General features: G+C 70.8%; 22 protein-coding genes and 1 pseudogene. 12 read left to right on the top strand and 11 right to left on the bottom strand.

Annotated elements, in window-relative coordinates; genetic code table 11:
* Window positions 1–29: 29 nt before the first annotated feature.
* Together J5V16_RS14770 and J5V16_RS14765 are read left to right on the top strand one after the other, a co-directional pair.
* Window positions 30–944 carry a DUF6891 domain-containing protein gene (locus tag J5V16_RS14770; protein ID WP_208497117.1) on the top strand — a complete coding sequence of 305 codons (915 nt, stop codon included), beginning with the start codon at window positions 30–32 and terminating at the stop codon, window positions 942–944.
* Window positions 945–991: 47 nt separating this feature from the next.
* Complete coding sequence (locus J5V16_RS14765; protein WP_208497115.1) at window positions 992–2,215, top strand: hypothetical protein; 1,224 nt, start codon at window positions 992–994, stop codon at window positions 2,213–2,215.
* Window positions 2,216–2,263: 48 nt separating this feature from the next.
* Here the strand turns inward: J5V16_RS14765 and J5V16_RS14760 are convergent, their stop codons facing one another.
* Complete coding sequence (locus J5V16_RS14760; RefSeq protein WP_208497112.1) at window positions 2,264–3,118, bottom strand: NAD-dependent epimerase/dehydratase family protein; 855 nt, start codon at window positions 3,116–3,118, stop codon at window positions 2,264–2,266.
* 283 nt (window positions 3,119–3,401) lie between these two features.
* On the opposite strand from J5V16_RS14760, the gene J5V16_RS14755 reads away from it, so the two are divergent.
* From J5V16_RS14755 to J5V16_RS14740, 4 genes are all read left to right on the top strand, one after another.
* Window positions 3,402–4,247: an MBL fold metallo-hydrolase gene (locus J5V16_RS14755; protein WP_307792971.1), complete on the top strand. Its 846-nt coding sequence runs from the start codon at window positions 3,402–3,404 to the stop codon at window positions 4,245–4,247.
* A 9-nt stretch (window positions 4,248–4,256) separates the two neighbouring features.
* Window positions 4,257–4,919, top strand: a complete 663-nt coding sequence (locus J5V16_RS14750; RefSeq protein WP_307792970.1) for a nucleoside/nucleotide kinase family protein — start codon at window positions 4,257–4,259, stop codon at window positions 4,917–4,919.
* 509 nt (window positions 4,920–5,428) lie between these two features.
* A complete protein-coding gene (locus J5V16_RS14745) occupies window positions 5,429–5,797 on the top strand; it encodes a PadR family transcriptional regulator (protein WP_208497109.1) in 369 nt (122 codons plus the stop codon).
* A 2-nt stretch (window positions 5,798–5,799) separates the two neighbouring features.
* On the top strand, window positions 5,800–7,167 hold the full coding sequence (locus J5V16_RS14740; protein WP_208497106.1) for a permease prefix domain 1-containing protein: 1,368 nt from the start codon (window positions 5,800–5,802) through the stop codon (window positions 7,165–7,167).
* A gap of 37 nt (window positions 7,168–7,204) precedes the next feature.
* Here J5V16_RS14740 and J5V16_RS14735 read toward each other — a convergent pair whose 3' ends face one another.
* The 7 genes from J5V16_RS14735 to J5V16_RS14705 are packed head-to-tail and all read right to left on the bottom strand — an operon-like array spanning window position 7,205 to window position 14,832.
* Window positions 7,205–8,206 carry a sugar phosphate isomerase/epimerase family protein gene (locus J5V16_RS14735; RefSeq protein WP_208497105.1) on the bottom strand — a complete coding sequence of 334 codons (1,002 nt, stop codon included), beginning with the start codon at window positions 8,204–8,206 and terminating at the stop codon, window positions 7,205–7,207.
* On the bottom strand, window positions 8,199–9,044 hold the full coding sequence (locus tag J5V16_RS14730; RefSeq protein ID WP_208497104.1) for a sugar phosphate isomerase/epimerase family protein: 846 nt from the start codon (window positions 9,042–9,044) through the stop codon (window positions 8,199–8,201). The genes J5V16_RS14735 and J5V16_RS14730 overlap by 8 nt, the downstream gene beginning before the upstream one ends.
* Entirely contained in the window at window positions 9,041–10,237 is a 1,197-nt protein-coding gene (locus J5V16_RS14725; protein ID WP_208497103.1) for a substrate-binding domain-containing protein, read from the bottom strand. The genes J5V16_RS14730 and J5V16_RS14725 overlap by 4 nt, the downstream gene beginning before the upstream one ends.
* Before the next feature lie 17 nt (window positions 10,238–10,254).
* Window positions 10,255–11,244 carry an ABC transporter permease gene (locus J5V16_RS14720; protein WP_208497102.1) on the bottom strand — a complete coding sequence of 330 codons (990 nt, stop codon included), beginning with the start codon at window positions 11,242–11,244 and terminating at the stop codon, window positions 10,255–10,257.
* On the bottom strand, window positions 11,241–12,242 hold the full coding sequence (locus tag J5V16_RS14715) for an ABC transporter permease (RefSeq protein ID WP_208497101.1): 1,002 nt from the start codon (window positions 12,240–12,242) through the stop codon (window positions 11,241–11,243). Before J5V16_RS14715 ends, J5V16_RS14720 begins: the two co-directional genes overlap by 4 nt.
* On the bottom strand, window positions 12,239–13,738 hold the full coding sequence (locus J5V16_RS14710; RefSeq protein ID WP_208497100.1) for a sugar ABC transporter ATP-binding protein: 1,500 nt from the start codon (window positions 13,736–13,738) through the stop codon (window positions 12,239–12,241). Before J5V16_RS14710 ends, J5V16_RS14715 begins: the two co-directional genes overlap by 4 nt.
* Complete coding sequence (locus J5V16_RS14705) at window positions 13,735–14,832, bottom strand: Gfo/Idh/MocA family protein (protein WP_208497099.1); 1,098 nt, start codon at window positions 14,830–14,832, stop codon at window positions 13,735–13,737. The genes J5V16_RS14710 and J5V16_RS14705 overlap by 4 nt, the downstream gene beginning before the upstream one ends.
* A gap of 70 nt (window positions 14,833–14,902) precedes the next feature.
* Between J5V16_RS14705 and J5V16_RS14700 the strand changes: the two genes are divergently transcribed.
* Together J5V16_RS14700 and J5V16_RS14695 are read left to right on the top strand one after the other, a co-directional pair.
* Window positions 14,903–16,150 (top strand): ROK family transcriptional regulator, encoded by a 1,248-nt coding sequence (locus J5V16_RS14700; protein ID WP_208497098.1) that lies wholly within the window; start codon window positions 14,903–14,905, stop codon window positions 16,148–16,150.
* A 2-nt stretch (window positions 16,151–16,152) separates the two neighbouring features.
* Entirely contained in the window at window positions 16,153–17,082 is a 930-nt protein-coding gene (locus J5V16_RS14695; RefSeq protein ID WP_208497097.1) for an aldo/keto reductase, read from the top strand.
* Window positions 17,083–17,124: 42 nt separating this feature from the next.
* Here J5V16_RS14695 and J5V16_RS25515 read toward each other — a convergent pair whose 3' ends face one another.
* Both J5V16_RS25515 and J5V16_RS14685 read right to left on the bottom strand, forming a co-directional pair.
* Entirely contained in the window at window positions 17,125–20,376 is a 3,252-nt protein-coding gene (locus J5V16_RS25515) for a DUF4132 domain-containing protein (protein ID WP_208497096.1), read from the bottom strand.
* A 59-nt stretch (window positions 20,377–20,435) separates the two neighbouring features.
* A complete protein-coding gene (locus tag J5V16_RS14685; protein ID WP_208497095.1) occupies window positions 20,436–20,639 on the bottom strand; it encodes a TetR/AcrR family transcriptional regulator C-terminal domain-containing protein in 204 nt (67 codons plus the stop codon).
* Here J5V16_RS14685 and J5V16_RS25750 point away from each other — a divergent pair.
* The 4 genes and pseudogenes from J5V16_RS25750 to J5V16_RS14665 all read left to right on the top strand — a co-directional run bounded on the left by J5V16_RS25750 (window position 20,545) and on the right by J5V16_RS14665 (window position 22,779).
* Window positions 20,545–20,797 (top strand): annotated as a pseudogene (locus J5V16_RS25750) (DUF1905 domain-containing protein). The gene J5V16_RS14685 and the pseudogene J5V16_RS25750 overlap by 95 nt on opposite strands.
* A 304-nt stretch (window positions 20,798–21,101) precedes the next feature.
* Window positions 21,102–21,413 (top strand): hypothetical protein, encoded by a 312-nt coding sequence (locus tag J5V16_RS14675; protein WP_208497094.1) that lies wholly within the window; start codon window positions 21,102–21,104, stop codon window positions 21,411–21,413.
* A gap of 87 nt (window positions 21,414–21,500) precedes the next feature.
* A complete protein-coding gene (locus J5V16_RS14670) occupies window positions 21,501–22,211 on the top strand; it encodes a MerR family transcriptional regulator (RefSeq protein ID WP_208497093.1) in 711 nt (236 codons plus the stop codon).
* 91 nt (window positions 22,212–22,302) lie between these two features.
* Complete coding sequence (locus J5V16_RS14665) at window positions 22,303–22,779, top strand: hypothetical protein (RefSeq protein ID WP_208497092.1); 477 nt, start codon at window positions 22,303–22,305, stop codon at window positions 22,777–22,779.
* Between the two features lie 177 nt (window positions 22,780–22,956).
* Here J5V16_RS14665 and J5V16_RS14660 read toward each other — a convergent pair whose 3' ends face one another.
* Complete coding sequence (locus J5V16_RS14660; RefSeq protein WP_208497091.1) at window positions 22,957–23,967, bottom strand: hypothetical protein; 1,011 nt, start codon at window positions 23,965–23,967, stop codon at window positions 22,957–22,959.
* Window positions 23,968–23,988 lie beyond the last annotated feature (21 nt).

Raw genomic sequence — 23,988 nt, 5'->3', positions numbered from 1 at the left:
CGCTGGAGGCGGCGTCGTAGGGTGGCCGCATGAGCGACACCCCTGCCGCGCCGCTGCCGGTCCGCGGCCACGACGACCGGGACCGGCGCTTCGCGCACCCCACCGCGGACGCCCTCGCCGACCGGGTGCGCGGGTTGGACGACGGGTCCCTCGAGTGGATCGTCGTCCAGCGCGTCCCCGACCTGCCGCACGACTGCATCCAGGCCGCGGGCGACGAGGGCTCCGGACGCGTCGAAGTGTCGTTCCGCGTCGGCGACGAGCCCTGGATGGAGGCGTCGCTCGACGTGGAGGCGGCCGCTGCGGTGTTCGTGGCCTGGGCGCGCAACGAGACCGGTTGGGAGGGTGCGCATCCGTGGGAGCCCGCGGAGTGGTGGCACCCCGAGCCGGTGCCCGCGCCCGCCCCCGAGACGGCCGCGGAGACGACCGTGCTCGCGGCCCGGTACCTCTCCGAGGGCTACCTGTCGTTCGACGAGATGGTGCGGTCGCTTGTGGACATGTCGGAGGCCGATCCGCCGATCACCAAGGCGCAGGCGCGCGAGATCCTCGCGCCGATGTGGCGCGAACGCGTCGCCGAGCAGGCGGCCTGGGGCGAAACGGACTGCGACCGGCTGGCCGAGGCGTTCGCGGCGATCAGCCGCGGCGGCATCGTCGCCCGCGAGCACTTCGCGTGCTGCCAGAACTGCGGCACGACCGAGATCTGGGCCGAGGCCGGCCCCGAGGACCGCGGCTACGTCTTCTTCCACATGCAGGACACCGAGACCGCGGGCGACGGCGTCCTGTACCTCGCGTACGGGTCCCGGTCGAACGACCCGGACGACACCGTCGCGATCGGCCGCGAGGTGATCGCGGCGCTTGAGGCGCATGGTTTCCAGACCTCTTGGGACGGTTCGGCGAAGACCCGGCTGCAGATCACGGACCTCGAATGGCGCAAGCGCCTCGGTTAGTCCGCGGCGAAGGCAACCGCGCCCGCGGCCCGCGGCGTCTCCGGCGTATGCGGAAAACGGAACGGAACGGCCTCCCCGCGCCGCGCTGGCGGCACACGGCGGCGCTGATCGGGATCCTGGCCGCCGCGGCGGCGTGCACCGACGCGGGCGGCGGCTCCGACGAGGCGTCCGACAAGGCGGAGGGCGACGCGGTGGACGCGGCCGGGCTGCTCGAGATGGTCAACGAGAACATCCGGCTCACGAAGGAGCTGGACGCGGCCGAGGACCGGGTGATCGCCGACTGCCTCGAGGAGCAGGGCTTCACCGTGCACGACCAGCGCGAGCTGGGGCAGCACGAGCCGATCGTGCTCCTCTCGCTCGTCGACTACTATCCGACCCGGGACTTCCTGCCCGAGGCGGACATCGCGGCGGAGTGGGGCTTCGGCTGGTGGGCCGAGACCGAGGAGATGTTCGACTCCCAAGAGACGCAGGACTACTACGAGGCGACGTTCCCCGACTCTTTCACGGACGACGCCCCGGAGTTCGACAACTCGGCGTTCGAGTCGCTGCCCGACGACGAGCGGCGGGCGTGGAGCGTCGCGTACCAGGGCGAGGAGGCCACCGCGGGCCTCGAGGGCACGTGGACGCCGGAGGACGGCACTGAGTCCTCAGAGGACGGTTCGCTGGACTTCGGGGACGGCGCGACGCCGAGCGGGCCGAAGCCGGGCGGGTGCCAGCTCGAGATGATCGAGGCGCTGTACGGCGAGCCGCGGCAGGTCGAGATCGACATCGACGGCGGCTACCTCGACTGGCAGTGGCGGCCCGCGGAACCGTCCGTCGACTTCGCCGCGATCGAGGCCGCGTACGCGGAGCGGACGGCCGGCTCACAGGGCGGTTTCCTCGACTGCATCGGCGAGGCCGGCTACCCCGGTTGGGAGTTCGACGACTCGGGGCGGCTCGCGATGCTGGACTACTCCGCGATGCTCTACACCGGCGAACCGTTCGACCCCGGTTTCACACCCGAGGGCGGGACGAGTGCGGACACGAACCCGCCGGTGCCGGACCTGCCGCGGGACGTACCCGCCGACTTCGAGGGCAAGCGCGCGTACGAGGTCGACATGGCGGTGGCCTTCGCCGCGTGCGGGGACGAGACCGGTTACCGGAGCGCTGCGGATTCGACGTACGACGCGATCGTGGCCGAGCAGTACACGGCGATCGAGACCGACACGTTCGCGTGGCAGGAGGAGATCCGCGGCTACACCGCGAAGGCGCAGGAGCTGATCGCGGGCTGAGGGAACGGGAGAGGGCGGGACCGCGGTCCCGCCCTTCGCCGTCGGCGCTCAGACGTAGTCGCGCCAGGTGTGCTTCGGGTCGTAGCCGAGGATCCGGCGGGCCTTGTCGATCGAAAGCAGGGTCTCGTGGCCCTCGACGGGGCGCTTGAGTTCGAGGTCGGGGTAGTGGGTCTGCACGAGTTCCGGTGTGGGCGTGGACATCACGGTGTCGGGGGAGGCGATCACGAAGACCTCCTTGCCGGTGCCTTCGCGTTCGAGGCCGAGCCGGATCGCCAGCGCGCCGTCGCGGGCGTCGATGTACGACCAGAGGTTCCAGTTGCGCAGGGTCGGGTCGTCGTCGAAGGCGGGGAAGGCGGCGTAGTCCTCGACGTACATGACGTTGGAGAAGCGCAGGCCGGTGGCCTTGAGGGCGGGGTTCCAGCGGCAGAGCTGGCCGACCATGGCCTCTTCGAGGGTCTTGACGAGCGAGTAGGTGGATTCGGGGCGCGGCTCGTACTCCTCGTCGACGGGGAGGTAGGGCGGCGGGGTCTCGAAGGGGAGGCCGAGCACGGTTTCGCTTGAGGCCCAGACGATGTTGGCTATGCCGGCGGTCTTGGCGGCGGCGAACACGTTGTAGGTGCTTAGCATGTTGTTGTGGAAGGTCGCCGAGTCGGGCCGCAGGCCGGGGGCGGGGATGGCGGCGAGGTGGACGACGGCGTCGAGGCGGTCGTAGCGGTCGTCGACGCCGGTGAGCGCGGAGGCGACCTGGCCGTAGTCGGCGAGGTCGATCTGGAGGTAGGGCGCCAGGTTGTCGGGCGAGGGCGCGCGGTCGAGGTTGACGACCTCGTAGCCGTGCTCGATCAGGTCGCGGACGCAGGCGCGTCCGAGTTTGCCGCTGCCGCCGGTCACCGCCACGCGTGTCATGGCCTCGCCCCCTCTGGTTCGGTGTTACCGCTCGCAGCCTACGACCTGGAGTGGACTCCAGGGCAAACGGGCCGCGCATCGCGAAAGCGGACTGGTCGTCGGGGTGCTGTCGGTCGGGCACCGGGGCTTATTGTTTCACTGGGGCTTATTGGGGTGCTTGCGGTTGAATACCATCCCTAACCCCCACCCACCTGGGGACCGTAGTGCCCGGCTTCCCGCGCGGGTACGACAGCAACGCCCGGCCGCGGCGGCAAGTGTCACCCGATCGTGGCAGAATCGCGCCGTGATCCCATCCATCCGCATCGGTTCGACCGAGATCATCGCCCTGCACGACGGCACCGGCCCCTTCCCGTTCACCTCGCGGGAAGCGGCCTTCCCCGGCGCCACCCCCGCCCAGTGGGCGGCGGTCGACCGCTTCGACCACGGTGCGGTCGACGCCGACGGCGGCTGGTCCCTCGACTTCCGAGCGTTCGCGATCCGCAGCCCCGAGGGCCTGACCGTGGTCGACGCGGGGATCGGCCCGGCCGACGCCCCCGCGACCTGGACGCCCCTGCCCGGGAAGCTCCCGGAGTCCTTGGCGTCCGCCGGCATCGATCCGTCCGAAGTGGACGCCGTAGTGCTCACGCATCTCCACACCGACCACATCGGCTGGGCCGTGGTGGCCGAGGAGGCCGTGACCACCAGCGGGGACGGGCCGAGCACCGGCCTCAGCTCGTTCTTCCCCAACGCCGACTACCTGCTGCAGCGGGCCGAGTTCGACGCCGTCGACACACTCAACCCGCAGCTGCGCGGCTCCCTGCTCGAGCCGCTGCAGGACGCGGGGCAGCTGCGCCTCCTCGACGGCGACGCGCCGCTGCGCGGCCCGGCCCGGGTCGTGGCGACACCGGGCCACACGCCGGGGCATCAGAGCGTGGTCGTCGCGGACGGGCGCGATTCCCTGGTCGTGACGGGCGACCTGCTGGTGCACGCGATCCAGCTGCTCTACCCGGACCTGCCCTACGTCTACGAGATGGACCAGGAGCAGGCGCGCCGCTCCCGCGAGCGCCTGCTGCGGACCGAGGCGGGTTCCCGCCTACATGTGGCCACCTCGCACCTGACCGAGCCCTTCGTCGCGTTCCCGGTCGGATAGGTTCGGCGCGTGGACATCGCAGACGACCCTCGGCTCCTGCTCGACCGGGTGCGGGCCCTCCGCGCGGGCGGCGGGCGCGTGCTCATCGGCGTCGCCGGCTGCCCCGGGGCGGGCAAGTCGACCGTTGCCGCGTGGCTCGCGCGCGCCCTCGACCCGGCCGGGGAGCGCGCGGTGCAGGTGCCGATGGACGGGTTCCACCTCGCGAACGCCGAGCTCGTGCGGCTCGGCCGCCGCCAGCGGAAGGGCGCGATCGACACGTTCGACGGCCACGGCTACCTGGCCCTCCTCGAACGCATTGCGGCCCGGACGGATTCGACGGTGTACGCGCCGGAGTTCGACCGCCGCATCGGCGAGCCGGTGGCCGGGGCGATCGCGGTGCCGCCGAGCGCCGAGGTCGTGGTGACCGAGGGGAACTACCTGCTCGACGAGACCGGCCCCTGGCCGGAGGTGCGCAAGGCGCTCACCGAGGTCTGGTACTGCGAGACGCCCGAGCCGCTGCGCCTCGCTCGGCTGGTCGCGCGGCACGAGCGGTTCGGCAAGTCGCCGGAGCACGCGCGGTCATGGGTGGCCGAGGTCGACGAGCGCAACGCCGAACGCATCCGCGCGGCCCGGCCCCGGGCCGACCTCGTGATCGACTTCGAGCGGCTGCGGATCGGCCGACCGGAGGCCTGAGCCGCGGCCGGACGGCCCTGGCGCCCCAAGCGCGGCCCTTGGCGGGCGGTGCCGCTCCGCCCTGCCCTGCGCTGCCCTGCGCTGCCCTGCGCTGCGCGCTCGCGCGCGGGCTTACATCGGGAGCTGGTACTCGGTGCCGCCGGGAGCTGGTGCTCAGTGTCGGGAGCTGGTGCTCAGTGCCGTCGTAGGCGTAGCGCGGCGCGCGGGCGTACGGGTGGCCCGGGTACCCGCCCGTTCCCACCTTCACCACTACCAGTGAAAAGACACACCATCCCACAGGGGTCCGACAATCAATCGCCGTCGCACGTGATGCGACGGCGTTTCGCGTTTCCTCCGTCGGCCCGGCCGTCGCGCCCCGTCGCCCGCACGGTGCCACCGAGCCCCGGGGGCGTGCCGCGGGTGCGTCGCGCCGCGGGTGTTCGGCGTGGAGTTGACGGTCGGTAAACCCTAGCGCTACGATGCATAGAACCTCAAGGCATAGAACTACTAGGGTTAGGAGACACCCCCTCATGCACATCGCCAAAGACCTGGTCGCCGCCTCGGCGACCCCCCTGGTCCTCGGCATCCTCGCCGAGGAGGAGAGCTACGGGTACGCGATCCTCAAGGAGATCAGCGAGCGCTCCGGCGGCCGCCTCGAATGGACCGAGGGCCTGCTCTACCCCCTCCTCCACCGCCTCGAACGGCTCGGCTACGTCGAGGCCAACTGGCGCACCCCCGAGGGCGGGCGCCGCCGCAAGTACTACGCCATCACCCCCGAAGGCCGGCGCGAACTCGCCGAGCAGCGCAAGCAGTGGGACGCCGTCACCGAAGCACTGCAAGACATCTGGAACGCCACCCGATCGATCGGCCCGATCGTGGCGCCCGCACTGGAGGGGTGAACATGACCGAGAACGAGAACGACACCGAACTCGAAACGCAGATAGCCGAGTGGCGGGCCTACATGCTCCGCCGCCGCGCCGTCTCCGACGCCGATGTGGACGAACTCGAGGACCACCTCCGCGAGCGCGTCACCGACCTCACCGGCACGGGCCTGCACCCCGACGAGGCCTTCCTCATCGCCGTCAAGCGCATGGGCCGCATGGACGAGCTCTCCCGCGAGTTCGCCCGCGAGCACTCCGACCGGCTCTGGAAGCAGCTCGTCCTTACCGACGAGGACGCGTCCGCCTCCGCCGAGCGCCGCCGCGGCCTCCTCGTCATGGTCGTCTGCGCCGCCCTCGGCGCGCTCGCCGTGAAGCTCCCGGCCCTGTTCGGCTTCGGCTTCGACGACAGCGCCGAGTTCTACGTCCGCAACCTGGGCCTGCTCGTGCTCGCCCCGCTCGCGCTCTACTTCGCGCTGCGGCGGGACACCGGCCGCGGCACCGCCGCCGCGCTCATCGGGCTCTTCGCCCTCGGCGCCGTCGCCGCCAACGCCTACCCGTTCGACACCGACTCGCAGTCCATAGTGCTCACCGCGATCCACCTGCCGATCGCGCTGTGGCTCGTCGTCGGCATCGCCTACGCCGCGGGCGACTGGCGCTCCGGGCAGCGCCGCATGGACTTCATCCGCTTCACCGGCGAGTGGTTCATCTACCTCGTCCTCATCGGACTCGGCGGCGGCGTGCTCACCGGCATCACCGTGGGCACCTTCAGCGCCATCGGGATCGACGCCGAGACCTTCATCAGCGAATGGCTCCTCCCCTGCGGCGGCGCGGCCGCCGTCGTGGTCGCCGCCTGGCTGGTCGAGGCCAAGCAGAGCGTCATCGAGAACATGGCGCCCGTGCTCACCCGCGTCTTCACGCCCTTGTTCGCGGTGACGCTGGTGGCCGTGCTCGTCGCGATCGCGGTGACCACCAACGCGATCGACGTCGAGCGCGACATGCTCATCCTGTTCGACCTGCTCCTGGTGGTCGTGCTCGCCCTGGTCCTGTACTCGATCTCGGCCCGCGACCCGGGCGCGCCCGCCGGGGTCTTCGACTGGATGCAGCTCGCGCTCGTCGTCGCGGCCCTGCTCATCGACGTGCTCGTGCTCGTCGCGATCCTCGGCCGCATCACCGAGTTCGGGTTCACCCCGAACAAGAGCGCGGCGCTCGGCGAGAACCTCGTCCTGTTCGTCAACCTCGCCTGGTCGGCGTGGCTGTACTGGACCGTCGTCAGGCGGCGCGGGCGGTTCGCGCGGCTCGAACGCTGGCAGACCGACTACGTGCCGGTGTACGCCGCTTGGGCGTGGGTCGTCGTGCTGGTCTTCCCGCCGCTGTTCGCCTTCGCATAAGAGAATCCCGGGCCGCCGAGGCGGCCCGGGATTCGTCCTATTCGGAGCTGAACGCGGCGTCGAAGGACGCCGTCGGCCGCTCGAAGTTCAGGTCCCGCACGTACGCGAGGGCTTCGGGGGCGCCCCGCAGGCGGTCCATGCCCGCGTCCTCCCACTCGATCGAGATAGGCCCTTCGTAGCCGATCGCGTTGAGGACCCGGAAGCAGTCCTCCCAGGGCACGTCGCCGTGCCCGGTCGAGACGAAGTCCCAGCCGCGCCGCGGGTCGCCCCACGGCAGGTGCGAGCCGAGCCGGCCGTTGCGGCCGTCGAGCCGCTTCCTGGTGTCCTTGCAGTCCACGTGGTAGATCCGCTCCCGGAAGTCCCACAGGAACGCGGCCGGGTCGATGTCCTGCCACACCATGTGGCTCGGGTCCCAGTTGAGCCCGAACGCGGGCCGGTTCCCGACCGCCTCGAGGGCGCGCTGGGTCGACCAGTAGTCGTACGCGATCTCTGAGGGGTGGACCTCATGCGCGAACCGCACGCCGACCTCGTCGAACACGTCGAGGATCGGGTTCCAGCGCGCCGCGAAGTCCTCGTAGCCCGCCTCGATCACCGCCTCGGCGACCGGCGGGAACATGGCGACGTACTTCCACACGGCCGAGCCGGTGAAGCCGATGACGGTGTCCACGCCGAGCTTCGCGGCGGCGCGCGCGGTCGCCTTCATCTCCTCGGCGGCGCGGCGGCGGACCCCTTCGGGCTCACCGTCGCCCCATACCCGGGACGGGACGATCGCGCGGTGGCGGTCGTCGATCGGGTCGTCGCAGACCGCTTGGCCCACCAGGTGGTTCGAGATCGCCCAGAGGCCCAGGCCGTGGGATTCGAGGAGCTTCCTGCGCTCGGCGACGTAGTCGTCGTCCTCGGCGGCGCGCACGACGTCGAGGTGGTCGCCCCAGCAGGCCACCTCGAGCCCGTCGTAGCCCCACTCGGCGGCGAGGCGGCACACCTCCTCGAAGGGCAGGTCGGCCCATTGGCCCGTGAACAGGGTGATCGGTCTAGTCATCGGTGAGACTCCTCAGAAAGGTCAGTCCGTCGACGGTGAGGGCGTCTTGGGTCGGCGCGAGCGGCCGCCAGATGGAGGCGGCCGTCGCGATAGTGGCATTGTGCGCGGTGAACGATTCGATGACAAGGGGTCCGGTGTACCCGGCGAGGTCGAGGGCGTGCAGGATCTCGCGCCACGGCAGGTGGTCGCGGCCCGGCGCGCCCCGGTCGTTGGCGCACACCTGGACGTGCGCGATGCGGTCCCCGGCGCGCACGATCGCGGCCGGGATGTCGGTCTCCTCGATGTTCATGTGGTAGACGTCCAGCGCCAGCGCGGTGCCGGGCAGTCCGTCCAATGCGTCCAGTGCCTGGTCCACGGTGTTGATGAGGCTGGTCTCGTAGCGGTTCAAGGGTTCTACGGCGATGGTGACGCCGCGTTCGGCGGCGTACTCGGCGACCGGGGCGAGGTTGGCGCGCAGTTCGCGGTAGGCCGCGGCGCGGTCGGGGAGGCGCCAGGCGCGGCCGACCGAGGTGTACGCGGGCCCGGCGATCACCTTGGAGCCCAAGGTGACAGCGGTGTCGACGACGCGGCGCAGGTATTCCTGGGTCTCGGCGACGACGGCGTGCGGGGCGTCCACGAGTTCGCGGCCGGGCCCCATCACGAGGACGACCGTGGCGTCGAGGCCGAGTTCCCGCAGGAGCGCGTCGGCGCGATGCGGGTCCCAGTCGCCGGGGGACTCGACGGGGAGTTCGATCGCGTCGAACCCCCAGTCGCGCACGCGGGGCGCGAGCCGGGCCAGGGCCTCGTCGTCGAGCGGCGAGACCCAGACCCAGGTGTTGACGCCGAGCGCGCGGGTCAACGGTCGCGCCAGGCGTCGGGGAAGCCGGGCAGGTCCTCGCCGCCGAACTTGGCGTAGTGCAGCGAGGGCATGTCGGCGTTGCGCGCGAGGTAGTCGTCCAAGTCGGCCTCCGTGATCGGCTCCTGCGGCAGGATCCACTCGGCCGGGACCTGCTCGCCTCTGAGGATCATGGTCGCAGCCAGGACGGGCGTGCGCCACTGGAAGTTGGAGTAGACCGGGGCGATCGCGGTCATGCCGGTCTCGTCCCACTTGCGCAGGAAGGAGAGTTCGTCTTCGCCGGCCATGACCGGGTAGGGCTTGCCGGCGTCCTCGAACGCTTCGACGGCGGCCACGGCGCCGTCGCCGGCGTCCATCCAGATGCCGTCCACGTCGCCGCGCTGGAGGTACTGGGTGACGATGTTCTTGATCTCGGCGGCGTCGCCGCCGGTGAACTCGTCGCCGAGGACTTCGAGTTCGGAGTCGCCGAATATCTGCTGGGCGGCGGCCCAGCGGTGTTCGAGGACGTCGACGCCGGGGAGGATGCGCAGCGCGAGGACCTTCGAGCCCGGTTCGAGGTTCTCGACGAGGAACTCGGCGGCGTCGGCGCCGTACGCGTAGCCGCCGATCGGGTGGATGAACGTGGTGGCGCAGTCGGTGTTGACGCCGCGGTCGAAGACGATCACGGGAATCCCTGAGGCGCAGGCGGTCTCGACGGCGGGTGTGAGGGTCGCGGTGGTCGAGGGCGAGATGATGAGGGCGTCGCATTCGCCGGAGTCGACGAACGCCTGGATGTCGGAGATCTGCTGGTCGTCGTCGTCTCCGGCGTCGGAGGTGCGGAACTCGCCGATCTCGCCGGCCTCTTGGAGGACTTTCACCTGCTCCTGCATGGTGATCCAGCCGGTGACGCGCCACGGGTTGGAGACGGAGGCGTTGGAGAAGCACACGGTGGCGTCGCCGCCTTCGCGGGTGAACTCGCCGGTGTCGACCCATTCGGGTTCGATCGCCTGCAGCCAGGGCGTGGCCGGGTCGCCTTCGGGGGCGATGTCGCGCTGGGCGAGCTGGGCGTCGTACTCGGCTTGGACGAACCACTCGTCGCTTGAGCCTTCGGTGGTCGCGTCGTCGGCCGGTTCGGTGGGGGTGTCGGTGGTGCAGCCGGTGGCGAGGAGCAGCCCGAGGGCGGCCGCCGCGGCGAGGGCTAGGCGTGTCGTCTGCATGGTGCGGAACCTTCTTCTCATGAGGGAGCGGCGGTAGGTTGCGGTGCGGGTCGGAGGCGCCGCCGGGCCGCGTAGGCGACGGCGGCGATGATGATGGCGCCCTGGACCGCGGGCCGGAGCGTCGCGGGCAGCGCCATCTGGTTGAACAGGGTGAAGAGGGCTTCGATGGCGAGCGCCCCGGCCATGGCGGCGAGGGCGGTGCCGCGCCCGCCGCCGAGTGCGACGCCGCCGAGCACGACGGCGGTGATGACGGTGAACTCGAGGCCTTCGCCCACTTGGGCGCTGACGCCCGCAAATCCTCCGATGAGGACGCCCGCGATGGTGGCGGAGATCCCGGAGAGGACGAACGCGGCCGTTCGGACCGCGTCGACGCGGGCGCCGGAGAGCCGGGCGGCGAGCTCGTTGTCGCCGGAGGCGATGAGGATGCGGCCGAACCTGGTGCGCATCAGCAGGATCGCGCCCGCTCCGACGGCGAGCATGATGAGCAGCGCCCACGGGATCTGGCCGATGAGCGGCACGCCGGTGATGCCGAGCCGGCCGGGGGTGCGGAACGCCTCGGAGAGGTCGCCGGTGGGCGCGCCGCCGGTCCAGAGCCGGATCGCGCCGTAGAGGACGAGGAGCATGCCGAGGGTCGTGATGAACGACTGGACTTTGAGGACGGTGGTGATGAGGCCGTTGACGAGGCCTACGCCGATGCCGAAGGCGAGCATGACGAGCATGACCGGGACGGTGCGGGACTCGACGCCGTCGATGAGCCGGGCGGCGATCACCACCTGCGCGCCCACGAGTGCGCCCACGGAGAGGTCGAAGTTCCCGGAGACGACCACGAAGTACTGCCCGGCGGCGAGGACGACGAGCGGCGCGGCCTGCTTGAGGAATGCCATGACCGAGGGGGCTTCGAAGAACCCGGGGTTGACGACGGCGATGGCCGCGAAGGTGAGCGCGAGCAGGAGGAACACGGTGCCGGCGCCTTGGAGGGCGGCGCCGAGGGCGCGGACGCGCGTCATGACGGCCTCCTTGGCGTCGCGGCGAAGCGGGGTCTGCGGGCGGTGCGGTCGAGCTGGCGGCGGGCGTAGAGGGCGACGGCGGCGATGATGACGGCGCCGCGCAGCACGTCCTTGGCGAACGGGTCGATCTGCATCACGTTGAACACCGAGTCGAGCACGGCCAAAATCGCCACGCCCGCAACGGTTCCGGCGACGCCGCCCTTGCCGCCGAGGAGGAGGGTGCCGCCGAGGACGACCGCGGCGATCGCGTCGAGCTCGTACAGGTTGGTGTAGGCCTCGGCCGAGCCCGTGCCGAACCGGGCCGCGAGCAGCAGGCCCGCGAGGCCCGCGCACATGCCGCACAGGACATGGGCGGTGAGCAGGACCCGCGTGGTGCGGATGCCGGACATGCGGGCCACGTCGACGTCGCCGCCGACGGCGTACATGTGGTGGCCGGTGCGCGTCGAGCGCAGGAACCCGATCGCGGCGGCGGCGACCGCGAGCATCACCAGCGCCGAGACGGGCACGAACGCGATGCGCGTGTACCCGAACTGCTGGAAGACGGCGGGCACGTCCCCGGCCGGGCCCTGGTACTCGGTGTCGAGGTAGCCCTTGAGGATCAGGCCGGTGCCGAGGGTGGCGATGAACGGGTTGACCTTGAGGAAGGCGACGATCGCGCCGTTCGCGGCCCCGACGAGCCCGGAGACGAGCAGCACCAGGGCGACGGCGAGCGGGACGTTCGCGGCCTGCCCGTCCATGGTGGTGGCCGCGACGAGGCTGGAGAGGGCGGCGACGTACCCGACGGAGAGGTCGAGTGACCGGCACAGGATCACCAGGGTCATGCCGATGGCGAGGAACCCGGTGAGGCTGGTGCGGGTGAGCATGTCGACGAGGTTCGCGGTGGCGAAGAGGTTGCCGCCGTCGAGGGCGACGGCGGCGCCGCCGACCGCGAGGACCGCGGCGAGGGCGAGGTGGATGAGGGCCGTGGTGGAGAGGCGGCGAGGGGCGAAGGCGGTCATTCCTGATGCGTCCCTTCACGTCTGCCGGTCGCGTAGGCCATGACCTCCTGCTCGGTCGCGCCGCCGGGGAGCTCCCCGGCGATGCGGCCGTCGTGGAGGACCGCGATGCGGTCGGCCAGGCCGATGACCTCGATGAGCTCGGAGGCGATGAGGAGCACCGCGAGGCCTTCGGCCGCGAGCGAGCGGATCACCGAGTACAGCTTGTGCTTGGCGCCCACGTCGATCCCGCGCGTGGGCTCGTCGAGGACGATGACGCCGGGTTCGGCGGCGAGCCATTTCGCGACGACGACTTTCTGCTGATTGCCGCCGGAGAGGAACTGCACCTCCTGGTCGCCGCCGCGCGCGACGAGGTCGAGGCTGGAGAGGATGCCGTCGACGCGGGCGAGGCGCGCCCGGGAGTGGACGCGGGCGTTCGCGTCGAGGACCATGCGGGCGTTGGCCTTCACCGACTGCCGCAGCGCGAGACCTTGGGCCTTGCGGTCCTCGGTGACGAGCGCGATCCCGGCGGCGATGGCCTTGCGGGGCCGGGTGATCCGCACCGGACGGCCGTCGACCGCCATGGTGCCGCGCGTGAACGGGGCGATGCCGAAGACCGCTTCGGCGATCTCGGTGCGGCCCGAGCCTTGGAGTCCGGCGAGGCCCACGATCTCGCCGGCGCGCACTTCGAGGTCGATGCCGTCGACGTAGTCGTTGCCGCCGCCGGCGATCCGCAGCCGCACCTCGCCGCGTTCGGTGCCCGGCAGCGGGGGCGGGAACTGGGCCTCGATGCGCCGCCCGACCATGCGGGTCACCAGCTCGTCGGGGGTGATGTCGGCGGTGGCGACGCTGTCGACGAGGCGGCCGTCCTTGAGGATGGTGATCCGCTCGCACAGGTCGAAGATCTCCCGGAGCCGGTGCGACACATAGAGGACCGCGACGCCGCGCTCGCGCAGCCGCTCCACGAGCCGGTACAGCAGCGCCACTTCGGCGTCGGCGAGCGCGGCGGTCGGCTCGTCCATGCAGATGAGGTCAGCGCCCTGGGAGAGGGCCTTCGCGATCTCGGTGATCTGCTGGTGCGCGACCGAGAGCGAGCCCACGGCCGCGGTCGGGGCGAGGTCGGGGAAGCCGAGGTCGGCGAGGGCCGCGGCGGTCGCGTCGTTCATGGCGCGGCGGTCGATCCGGCCGCGGCGGCGCGGCTCGCGTCCCAAGTGGATGTTTTCGGCGACGGTGAGCTCGGGCAGGAGGTTGAACTCCTGGAACACGGTGGCGATGCCGGCGCGCTGGGCGGCGGCGGGGTGGGCGAAGGAGGCGGCGCGGCCGTCCAGCTCGATGGTGCCGGCGTCCGCGGTGTGGACGCCCGCGAGGATCTTCATGAGCGTGGACTTGCCGGCGCCGTTCTCCCCCACCAGGGCGTGAGCCTCGCCGCGATTGACCGTGAGGTCGACCCCGGCGAGGACGGGCACCCCGAGGAAGGCTTTCCCGATGCCGCGCATGGCGAGCAGTGGCGCGTCGGTCATCGCGGCACCTCCGCCCAGTCGCGGGTGCGGGCCGAGGCGGCGACGGCTTCGGCGAGGCGGGCGGCGCGGAGGCCGTCCGCGAACGTCGGCAGGCCGTCGGGGGCGTCGCCGTCGATGGCCGCGCGGGTGTCGGCCACGAAGGCGTCGAAGCAGTCCTGGTACCCCTGGGCGTGCCCGGCGGGGACGCGGGCGAGGCGGGCGGCGTCGGGGTGCAGGTGGTCGGGGTCGCGCATGAGGACCGCGTTCTGGTCGCGGCCGCCGACCCAGAGGGTCTCGGGCCGCTCCTGGTCGAAGGCGAGGGTGGATTCGGTGCCGGAGACCTCGAGCAGGAGCCGGTTCTTGCGCCCGGCCGAGACCTGGCTGATGACGGTGGAGCCGACCGCGCCCGCGGCGGTGGCGAACTGCAGCGTCACGATGTCCTCTGTGGATACCGCGCGCCCGGAGCGTTCGCGGTTGGCGGTGGCGAGCTGGGCGTTGACGGCGGTGATGCGGTCGCCGGTGACGAACTCGAGCAGGTCGCACCAGTGGGAGCCGATGTCGCCGAAAGCGCGCAGCGCCCCGCCCTTGTCGGCGTCCACGCGCCAGTTGTCGTCGTCGGGGCGCAGGAGCCAGTCCTGGAGGTAGGAGCCGTGCGCGAGGGTGACGCGGCCGATCTGTCCACTGGAGACCCTCGCGCGGGCCTCGCGGACCATCGGGTGGAAGCGGTAGACGAACGGGACCGTGGCGACGACGCCCGCCGCGGCGGCGGCCTCGGTCATGGCGAGGGCAGTCGCGGCGTCGGTGGCGAGGGGCTTCTCGCAGACGACGTGCTTGCCGGCGGCGATGGCGGCCAAGGCGATCGGGGCGTGGAGGTGGTTGGGGACGCAGACGTGGACGACGTCGGCGGCGTCGACGGCCGCGTCGAGGTCGTCGAAGACGGCGGCGGCGCGCAGGTCGGCGGCGGCCTCGCGGGCCTTGTCCGGCGTGGACCCCGCGATCCCGGCGACCGATCCTCCGGCGGCGGCGATGGCGCGCGCGTGGACGCGCCCCATGAAGCCGGTGCCGATGACCGCGGCTCGGTAGAGGGTCGGCGGGGTGATCGTGACGTGAGCCATATGACGACGGTAGGACGGACTTATGACAGAGCACAAGCAAAAGTTGTCGGCGTTATGAAACAGTTACGTCATGAGCTCGTCCAAACCCGTGTGGTTCACTAGTCCTGTGACAGATGGTTCTCCCGTGCCCCGCCGTCCCGCCCCCGGGGCCTCGGTCGGCGCCGGAGCGCTGCTCCGACTCCTGCGCGACGGCACGCCCCGGACCCGCTCCGAACTCTCGGCCATCACCGGCCTCGCCCGCTCCACCGTCACCGGCCGCGTCGACGCCCTCCTCGCCTCCGGCCTCATCGCCCCCACCGGCGAGACCGCCTCCACCGGCGGCCGGCCCCCCGCCACCTTCGCGTTCAACCCCGCCGCGCGCATCGTCCTCGGCGCCGACCTCGGCGCCACCCACGCCCGCCTCGCCGTCACCGACCTCGCCGGGAACGTCCTCGCCGCCACCACCGCCGACCTCGACATCGCCTTGGGCCCCAAGGCGGTCCTCGACTGGACCGTCGAACACGGCCTCGCGCTCCTCGCCGAGGCCGGACGCCCCGTCGGCGACCTCCTCGGCGTCGGCATCGGCCTGCCCGGACCCGTCGAGCACGACACCGGCCGCGCCGTCAACCCGCCGATCATGCCCGGCTGGGACGGCTTCGACGTCCCCTCCTACGTGCGCGAGCGCATCCCGGTGCCCGTCATGGTCGACAACGACGTCAACATCATGGCCCTCGGCGAGCACTTCACCGCCTGGCGCGAACACGAGCACCTGCTGTTCATCAAGGCCGCCACCGGCATCGGCTGCGGCATCATCGTCGGCGGCCAGGTCTACCGCGGCGCGCAGGGCGCCGCCGGCGACATGGGTCACATCCGCGTCGCCGGCGCCGACGACGTCCACTGCCGCTGCGGCAACACCGGCTGCCTCGAAGCCGTCGCCTCCGGCGCCGCCATCGCCAAGCGCCTCACCGACCAGGGCATCCGCGCGGGCGGCTCCCTCGACGTCGTCGAACTCGCCCGCTCCGGCTCCGTCCCTGCCCTGCGCCTGGTCCGCCAGGCCGGCCGCGACATCGGCGAAGTCCTCGCCGGGGCCGTCAACTTCTTCAACCCGTCGATCATCGTCATCGGCGGCTCCCTCGCACTGGCCGGCGACCACCTCATCGCGGGCGTCCGCGAGGTCATCTACCAGCGCTCGCTCCCCCTGGCCACCCGGCACCTGCGCATCGCGGCCGCCCGCACCGGCGAGGGCAGCGGCGCGATCGGCGCGGGCGTCATGGTCATCGAGCACGCCCTCGACCCCGCCCGCCTCGACGCGAGCACCGATTTCAAGACGAACGGATGATGATGCAGCGCAACACCCTCGGCCGCACCGGCCTCGAAGTCACGCCCCTGTGCATCGGCACCAGCACCCTCGCCGGGTTCGACGCGGTGTACGGGTACGAGGTGGACGACGAGCGGGCCGTCCAGACGATCCTCGCGGTCTTCGACAGCGAGGTGAACTACCTCGACACCGGCAACAACTACGGCAAGGACGGCCTCTCCGAGCGCCGCATCGGCGAGGCCATCCGCCGCCGCGGCGGCCTCCCCGAGGGCTTCGTCCTGCAGACCAAAGTGGACGCCGACCCGGAGACCGGCGACTACTCGGGCGACCGCGTGCGCCGCTCGCTCGAGGAGAGCCTGGAACGGCTCGGCGTCGACCGCCTGCCGATCCTCGCCCTGCACGACCCCGAGTTCATGAGCCAGGACGGCTTCGCACCCGGCGGCGCGCTCGAAGCCCTCGTCGAGATCCGCGAATCCGGCGTGGCCGAGCACCTCGCGGTGGCCTCGGGCGACGTGCGCCTGAGCCAGCGCTACCTCGACACCGGCGAATTCGACCTCGTGCTCAACCACAACCGGTACACCCTCCTCAACCGCGAGGCCGAAGAGCTCTTCACCAAGGCCAAGGCCGACGGCCTCGGCGTCCTCAACGCCGCCCCGTACGGCGGCGGCATGCTCGCGAAAGGCCCGGCGCAGCAGCCGAAGTACTGCTACGGCGAACGCGACGAGTCCATCGCCGCCGCGGCCTACAAGATGGCCGAGGCCTGCGAGCGCGCCGGCGTCCCGCTCATCGCGGCCGCGCTCCAGTTCTCGACCCGCTCACCGCTCGTCGACTCCACCGTGGTCGGCATCTCCCGCCCCGAGCGCGCGGCCGAGACCATCGCGCTGCTCGACGTCGAGATCCCCGAATCCCTGTGGGAGGAGCTGGAGGCGCTGGCGCCCGACGCCCGGATCTGATGCGGGCGGTCCCCGGGGCCGACAGGCCCCGGGGACCGGCGCCTACTGCGCCGAGCGGCTGAGCCGCGCGATCACGAGCATGACCTCCGAGGCGACCACCGGGTCGATGCCGCCTTCGGGGAGCGAGAGTTCGACGCGGTCGAGCGTCTGGTCGCCGTTGTCGTATCCGTAGCCGGGGTGGACCCCGGGGTTCGAGTCGAGGTAGACCCAGCCGCCGCCCGGGAGCTCGCGGTAGAGGCCGTAACCGCCGCGACCGGGAGGCCCGCCGAACTTCCAGCCGCGGTTGAGCAGGCCGAGCAGCGGTCCGCCGCCGGTCGTGGCGCCTTCGAACCGGCTCAGGCGACCGGTCTTTCCATCCTCTTCGGACAGTTCGAAGACGGGCCGGGCGAGCTGGTCGAACGGCTGCAGGATCTCGTAGTCGGCGAACACCTCCGCCCATGCGGCGACCTCGTCGCCGAGGGTGAGCGGGTGCGCCAGGCGCACCGCGGCGTCCTCGGGCAGCTCGAACGGCTCGTCCTCGGCGTCGGCGAGCGTCCAGTCCTCCGCGAGTCGGAACGAGGCGTCCCCGGCCTGCCACACCAGGCGGCTCGAGAGCTGCCGCATGAGCGGGTGGTCGACCAGGAACTCCTGGAACTCCGCCCGGGACCAGGTGCGGCCCGCGGCCATGGCCGCCTCGAGCCGCTTGACCTGCTCGGCGGCCGTGGCCTTGAGGTCCTTGCGCAGCGCGGCGAACCGCTCGTACGCGGGCTGCGCGATCTCCAGGTCGTCCTTCGCGTTCGGCTTGGGTGCGCTGGCGCGCCGCTTGCCCTTGTCGTCGATCACGTACGGCTTGAGCGCCTCGTCGAACTTGATCGTGAAGGACCGCGGCCCGTAGTCGAGGACCAGGGACTCCTCGGCCAGGCCGAAGTCGGGCACGAGCCGGTCGCCGAGCTGCTCGAGGGTGAGTTCCAGCCGCTCGGCGATGACCTCGATCTGCTCGCCCGCGGTCTTCTTGAGCGCCTTGAACTTCGCCTTCTGCGCGATGGCGTGCACCGCGCGCAGCGCCGACTCGGAGCCGACTCCGCCCAAGACCTCCACGCCGCGCACGGCCTTGCGGTTCTGGCTCTGGCCGGGCCATTCGCGGATGAGGTCGGCCAGGCGCCGCACCGCGTAGTCGTCGGCGAAGCGCCGCAGCTGGTCCATCGCCCACGCGTCCTTCGACGGCGCGCCGACCGAGAGCCACAGTTCGAACAGGCCCCACGAGAACGCCGCGAGCGAGGCCGGATCGCATTCGGCCGCAAGGGCGTCGACGCCCGGGTACGGCCGCTCGGGCGTGTCCATCACGAGTGCGGTCATGAGCGTGCGCACCGCCGCGTCGGGCAGCGCCGCGGAGCGGTCGGCGAGCAGGACCTGCGGAAGCAGATTCGGATCGGCCCAGGCGCCGGGCTTGGGGATGCGCGGCAGCTGCGGGTCGAACGGGTCGGCGTCGAGCAGCGCCGTGACGGCGGCGGACGCCTCGTCCCCGTGCACCGCGGCCTGTGCCTCCACGACGGACCGTTCGAGGTACCGGAGCGCGTCGGTGGCGGTCTTGCGGAACTTGGGGTCCTTGCCGACCGCGTCCGGGACGAGGAGCGCGGCGGCCGCCTCCGCGTGGCGGTCGAGCCAGGCCTTGGCGGCGGTGCGCTCGTTGCGAGTGCGCGAGAGCCAGCCCGCGCACAGCCGCGCGATGTCGAGGTTCACGAAGGGCGCCAAGGCGTCGCGGAGCGATGACTTGCGCTTGAGCAGCGCCGTCGAGCGCGCCTTCGCCTCGTCGCCGTAGCGGGCGATGATCGCCTGGAAGGTCTGGGCGGAGAGGTATTCGGAGTTGCCGTCCCACTTCTCGAACGCCGTGCGCGAGCGTGCTTCCGGGCCGTAGGCGACGAGCTGGTTGTAGTAGTAGTGCTTCGGGTCGTCGAGTTCGCCGTGGCGGTACCGGCTCCACACCTTCGAGTCGCGCCAGTACCCGGCGTGCTCGTTGGCCTCCAGCCACGACTGCTGTTCGTCTGCGGCCCAGCGCAGTTCGTCGATCGCGGGAGGCGTGAGGTCCAGTGCCGCCCGCTTGGAGGCGGGTTTCGCGTACGGGGCCCAAGGCGGCGTGGCGAAATGCGCGGGCAGGGTCGCGGCGTCGGCGTGGCGGCGCTCCACCAGGGCGGTGACGAGCTCCCGTTCGGCCTTGCTCAGGGCGTCGGCGCGGTCGAGCAGGCCGTTCCCGCGGGCGAATCCGGCGAGGCGGACCCTGGTGGCGGCGTGGGCGTTCGGGGCGAGCGAGGCGATCGCGCGCAGGTAGCGGACCGGGAACCGGCGGGCGCCGTGGACCGCCGCCGCGGCCGCGAGCGGGTTGGTGAGGTGGCCGAGGAGGTACGCGGCGGCCGCTTCGGAGGGCAGGCGGCCGATGGTGTCGAAGAGGAGTTCGCGCACTTCGGCGTCGGGCCGGTTCTCGCCTTCGAGGGTGTTGACGAGCACGGCCAGCGAGTCCGCGCCGAGCGCGTCGACGAGCAGGGCGGCCCGCTCGGCGACCTTGCCGTAGACGCCGAGCACGCGCGCGCCTGCGAGTTCGGCCTGCTCCCGGTCCGAAGCGATCGCCCAGATGAGGCCGTATCCCCATGCGCCGTTGCGCGATCCGTAGTGGAGCTTGAGCGCTTCCTCGGCCCAGTCCGCCTGGTCGGGCATGAGCAGCGCGGCGCCGAAGCGCTTCGCTTCCGAGGTGCGGCGCGCCGCGACGGCGTCGCGCACCGCCTCGTACTCGTCGTCGGGAAGGCCCGCAAGGAGGGAGCGCAGCGTGCTGATCCGGTCCACATGATCGAGGATGAGCGCTACACGCTCCACATCGGGCTCCATGATCCGCGCGCGGATCTGGTAGTGCCGCGCGCGGGGGTAGTGCACGTCGTAGCCGATGAGCTCGGTCATGGCCTGGCACGCGAAGGCCAAGCCGTGCATGCCGATCCACGCGTCCCGGCCGAGCTCCTCGGTCGTGCGTCGGCCCCCCGGCGCGATCTGCGCGAGGAACAGCAGGGCGAGCGCCGCCCCCTGCGGGTCGGCCTCGCCGGCCATGCCTGCGCGGATCGCCGCCGCGTACCCCGCGACCTCAGGTCGGGCGGCCACCTCCTCCATCGCCTCGGCGTGCTTGGCGAAGAGCGCCTTCAGCTGCTGCGGCGCATCGGGATCGACGGTGACCTCGCGGGGCGTGCCGCGCCCGCGCCGGTCCAGTGTGAGTTCGCGCCACTCGTCGGGGAAGTCGACGCGGTCTTCGGAGATTGAGGGATCAGTTCCATTCACGCACACGAGCATAGGAACCGAGTACGACACCGCCTCGGCGATCCGTCGAACACCGGCGCCTAGGTCCCGTACCCGGCGAGGAAGAGGTCCACGGCGTCCGCGACGGGAGCGGCGTCCTCCGCGGCGCCCTCGGTTCCAGTAAGGAGGCACCGGTTCAAGGGCGAGCCGATCACGAGCCAGGTCAACTGGTCGGCGGCGGCGAGCCGACCCGGCGACACCTGGACCTGCGTCCAACTGCCCGGTTCCGCAGCGATCTTCGGCACCCGCGGCCTCGTCAAAGTCACCGGCACGATCGACGGCGTGCCCTTCCAGGGCTCGGCGACGGCACCCACAAACTCCCCGTCGTCGCGGCCATCCGCAAGAACTCGGCAGGACCGACGGCGACAACGTCGAAGTACGACTCACCGAACGCCTGAACTAGCCAGGCCCACCCGCGAAGCGACTCAGAAGAAGGTGGAGGGCGGGGACACGGAATACTTTCGAGTCCCGGGCCGGCTGCCGGGGACCTTCTCTACCCGCCCTCCATGGCCGCGAGTCCCTAACGATCTCCGTCCGGCACAACACCAGAACCGTACGCGCCCCCACCGACAGCACACCGGTCCTGCAACTACGAGCACCCCGAAGTCCAAAGCCGCTCATCCACACCTCACCTCGGTGCCGGGTTCGCGGAGCGCATCAGACCACACCGGTAAGGTGCTGGGCATGCGCCGACCCTCAGGCCTCCGATGATCCGCCACGGCGACGTCTGGACCCTCCAACACGGCGACCGCGTGATCGGCCGCATCACCATTGACGACATCGACTTCCCCTGGCTCGAAGGCAAATTCGAACCCCTGCCGGGCTTCGAAGGGTTCAAGCCCCTCTTCGACCGCAGCCTCGAACTCGTCGAGGACCATCCCGAAGCATGGGAGCCGGTCTACACCGAGATCGAGACCCAGCTCGAACTTCACTCCGAAGAAGGCCCCGCAGCCGAGTTCCTTCTCCACATCGAGAACGACCGCGCCTGGTTCCGCTGGAGCGACACCCCCTTCGACTGAGCGCCGGTCCACGCTTCCGGATTCGGGCGAAGAACGTTCCGACGAAGGCTTGACCCTCAGGTGACCGGAGCTCATAGCGTGGTCGTCATGAGTCACCGCGAACTGCTCAGCATCGGCGAGTTCTCCGTGAAGACGGGTCTGTCGATACCGGCGCTGCGCCACTACGACGATGTCGGACTGCTGCGACCGGCCCGGGTCGACCCGGGCACGGGCTACCGGCGCTACCGGCTCGACCAAGCGCCGCAAGCGAAGCTGATCCGTCACCTGCGTTCGGTGGACCTGCCCATCGAACAGATCCGGACCGCACTGGCCGACCGGAGCGGCCGGGAGACCGCGGCGGTGCTGCACCTGCACCGCGAGCGGGTCCTGGAGCGGGCTCATGCCATCGCACAACTGGCCGAGACCATCGGCCGGCACTTCGAAGAAGGGAACGATATGAACATCGCGAAAGAAGACCGAGTGGTCCAGGTGACGGTTCCGGCACGGAACCTCGACACGGCCGTCACGTTCTACACCGAGGCCTTCGGCCTCGAGTACGACCAGAGCATCGCCTCGTTCCAATTCGGGGCGTGGGAGACCGACTCGTTCTTCCTGCTGACGCTCGAGGCGGGCGCGAACCATGACCGCCCGGCCCCGGCGAGGTTCGGGCTCTACGTCGACGACCTGGACGCCGCGCACGCGACCGCGATCAACGCAGGCGCCGCACTGGTCCAGCCGCCCCAGGAGTCGGACTACGCGCCCCGCCGTTCCGTCGTCGCCGACCCCAGCGGCAACGAGATCTCGCTCTACCAGCGCTAACGAGCGGCCTGGAGGAAGCTTGATCACCTTCCTCCAGCCACCGCGAACCTTTGAGGAAGCCTAGAAGACCTCGTCGGTAGCCTTGGGACGCATGAGCGAGCAAGCGGACCCCCAGGGGCGTGAGAGCAGATCCGCCTTGCGGCGCAGGGGACGCGAGGTTGCCATGGGCAAGACCCTTGTGGTCAGTCTCGCTCAGGTCGCCGCTGCCGCTGGGGTCACGTTCGGCGGCGATACCGTCTCCTCATCCTGGGCTGACAGCTCAGAAGAGTTCGCCCCCGGCGCGGGCATACCGTACATGCTGGCCCTCCTGCTGATCGCCCCACTCATCGCGATGGTCCTCGGACCCCTAGTAGCCGTGAAGCTGCGACTCGCCGCCCCCGGCATCTACAGCCTCTCCTTCGTCGCCGGCTATCTGGTCTGGCTATTGGCATTGTGGAACCCGAGTGGCTCCGGAAACGTGCTGCTTCTCCTCCTGGTTCTGGCCGCTGTAAACCTGCTCATCGGCTATAGCGCTGGCATGCATCGAAGCTGGTCGCCCCCACTGGACACGTCCAGCTCAACATCTTGATCAGTCCCCCGTTGGCGTGCAACGGGTCTGCTGACTCGCCAACCGAGACACGCTCTTGATGCTCAACTCGACTGCAGCCGTCGGGAACCGAAAGGTTCCCGCGTCACTGCCGGACAGCCGAGCGCACCACCGTTCAGCTCTGCCCAACTCCTCAGGTCAGCTCGTTGTTGACTTGGGCTAGAAAATCTCGGTGCGGTTTGTGTGGTGTTCGGATTCTGGGCAGTAGTGGAGCTGGAATTTGTTGCCACGGCCGAGGTGCACTCCGACCGGGTCGGAGAGGCTCCATCCCGCATTGGCCTCCTCGATCGGCTGCCAGCTCACAGTGCCGGAGTCGAATTCACCAGAGGCAGCAGTGAGCAGCGGCAGCTGTTCCGCGCCGCACTCGCACACCATGGGGTAGGGCTCGTAGAGACTCCAGCAACCACCGTGCCCCATGGCCTTCCATCCGGGAGCGAGCGCGATGTCGAAGCCGTAGTCGACTCCGTCACCGATGCGGTCCTCCCAGTCGGTAACGGCTTCCTGCAAGTGCTCAGGAAGGTCGTCGTAGTTGGGAAATTCGGTCACGAGCTCAGGGCGCACCACGCATGGGCGAGGCATGTACTCCTCGACGCACATCACCGGCTGCGGTGCCTCGGCGGCCTGCATCTCGACCTCCGCTGCCATACGCCACCGGACCTGGAACGCAGGGCAGTAGGGGGTGATGGTCTGAGACCCAGTGTGGTTGAGCGGGCACCACAGGATCTGCAGCAGGTCGTACCGATCGGGCCAGGGCAAGCCGGGAACGTCACGGTAGTACAGCTGGGCGACCGGTATCAGCGGCACCGGATCGCCCGGATCGAAACCGGGGTGCGCTTCCTGAACAATGCGGAGCATTAGCTCACGTTCTGCATCTTCTTGCCGTTGCTGGTCGAACGGGCCGGTCCGCGCTTCGAACAGGCGCCGGTCCTCCTTGGCGAATCGAAGCCGCAATGCCTGAGCGAGAGGCCGCTCACCGATGGGATCGTGTGCCAATCGGCAGAGGGGCCGTGGCTCGTCGGCCGGCCACAGCAAGGGCCCGCCAACCGAGGACTCGTCTGTTCGCGGAGCACCCTCCCGAGGATGAAGGCGCACCGCGAGGCGGGAGTGTTCGGCCAACTCGGGAAGGTATTCGAAAAGGTTGTGGGGGCGCGGAGGGGTCGTGAGGGGCATGGGCTGGACCTTTTATCAACT

Source organism: Glycomyces niveus (assembly GCF_017592475.1).
Classification (GTDB): domain Bacteria; phylum Actinomycetota; class Actinomycetes; order Mycobacteriales; family Micromonosporaceae; genus Glycomyces; species Glycomyces niveus.
This window is presented reverse-complemented; position numbering and strand designations above follow the sequence as displayed.

What these genes read in the sequence shown, in the direction of transcription:
- J5V16_RS14770 (WP_208497117.1), top strand. Translation starts at nt 30, where the DNA reads ATGAGCGACACCCCTGCCGCGCCGCTGCCGGTCCGCGGCCACGACGAC.
- J5V16_RS14765 (WP_208497115.1), top strand. Translation starts at nt 992, where the DNA reads ATGCGGAAAACGGAACGGAACGGCCTCCCCGCGCCGCGCTGGCGGCAC.
- J5V16_RS14760 (WP_208497112.1), bottom strand. Translation starts at nt 3,118, where the DNA reads ATGACACGCGTGGCGGTGACCGGCGGCAGCGGCAAACTCGGACGCGCC.
- J5V16_RS14745 (WP_208497109.1), top strand. Translation starts at nt 5,429, where the DNA reads ATGCACATCGCCAAAGACCTGGTCGCCGCCTCGGCGACCCCCCTGGTC.
- J5V16_RS14740 (WP_208497106.1), top strand. Translation starts at nt 5,800, where the DNA reads ATGACCGAGAACGAGAACGACACCGAACTCGAAACGCAGATAGCCGAG.
- J5V16_RS14735 (WP_208497105.1), bottom strand. Translation starts at nt 8,206, where the DNA reads ATGACTAGACCGATCACCCTGTTCACGGGCCAATGGGCCGACCTGCCC.
- J5V16_RS14725 (WP_208497103.1), bottom strand. Translation starts at nt 10,237, where the DNA reads ATGCAGACGACACGCCTAGCCCTCGCCGCGGCGGCCGCCCTCGGGCTG.
- J5V16_RS14720 (WP_208497102.1), bottom strand. Translation starts at nt 11,244, where the DNA reads ATGACGCGCGTCCGCGCCCTCGGCGCCGCCCTCCAAGGCGCCGGCACC.
- J5V16_RS14715 (WP_208497101.1), bottom strand. Translation starts at nt 12,242, where the DNA reads ATGACCGCCTTCGCCCCTCGCCGCCTCTCCACCACGGCCCTCATCCAC.
- J5V16_RS14710 (WP_208497100.1), bottom strand. Translation starts at nt 13,738, where the DNA reads ATGACCGACGCGCCACTGCTCGCCATGCGCGGCATCGGGAAAGCCTTC.
- J5V16_RS14705 (WP_208497099.1), bottom strand. Translation starts at nt 14,832, where the DNA reads ATGGCTCACGTCACGATCACCCCGCCGACCCTCTACCGAGCCGCGGTC.
- J5V16_RS14700 (WP_208497098.1), top strand. Translation starts at nt 14,903, where the DNA reads ATGAGCTCGTCCAAACCCGTGTGGTTCACTAGTCCTGTGACAGATGGT.
- J5V16_RS14695 (WP_208497097.1), top strand. Translation starts at nt 16,153, where the DNA reads ATGCAGCGCAACACCCTCGGCCGCACCGGCCTCGAAGTCACGCCCCTG.
- J5V16_RS14675 (WP_208497094.1), top strand. Translation starts at nt 21,102, where the DNA reads ATGATCCGCCACGGCGACGTCTGGACCCTCCAACACGGCGACCGCGTG.
- J5V16_RS14670 (WP_208497093.1), top strand. Translation starts at nt 21,501, where the DNA reads ATGAGTCACCGCGAACTGCTCAGCATCGGCGAGTTCTCCGTGAAGACG.
- J5V16_RS14665 (WP_208497092.1), top strand. Translation starts at nt 22,303, where the DNA reads ATGAGCGAGCAAGCGGACCCCCAGGGGCGTGAGAGCAGATCCGCCTTG.
- J5V16_RS14660 (WP_208497091.1), bottom strand. Translation starts at nt 23,967, where the DNA reads ATGCCCCTCACGACCCCTCCGCGCCCCCACAACCTTTTCGAATACCTT.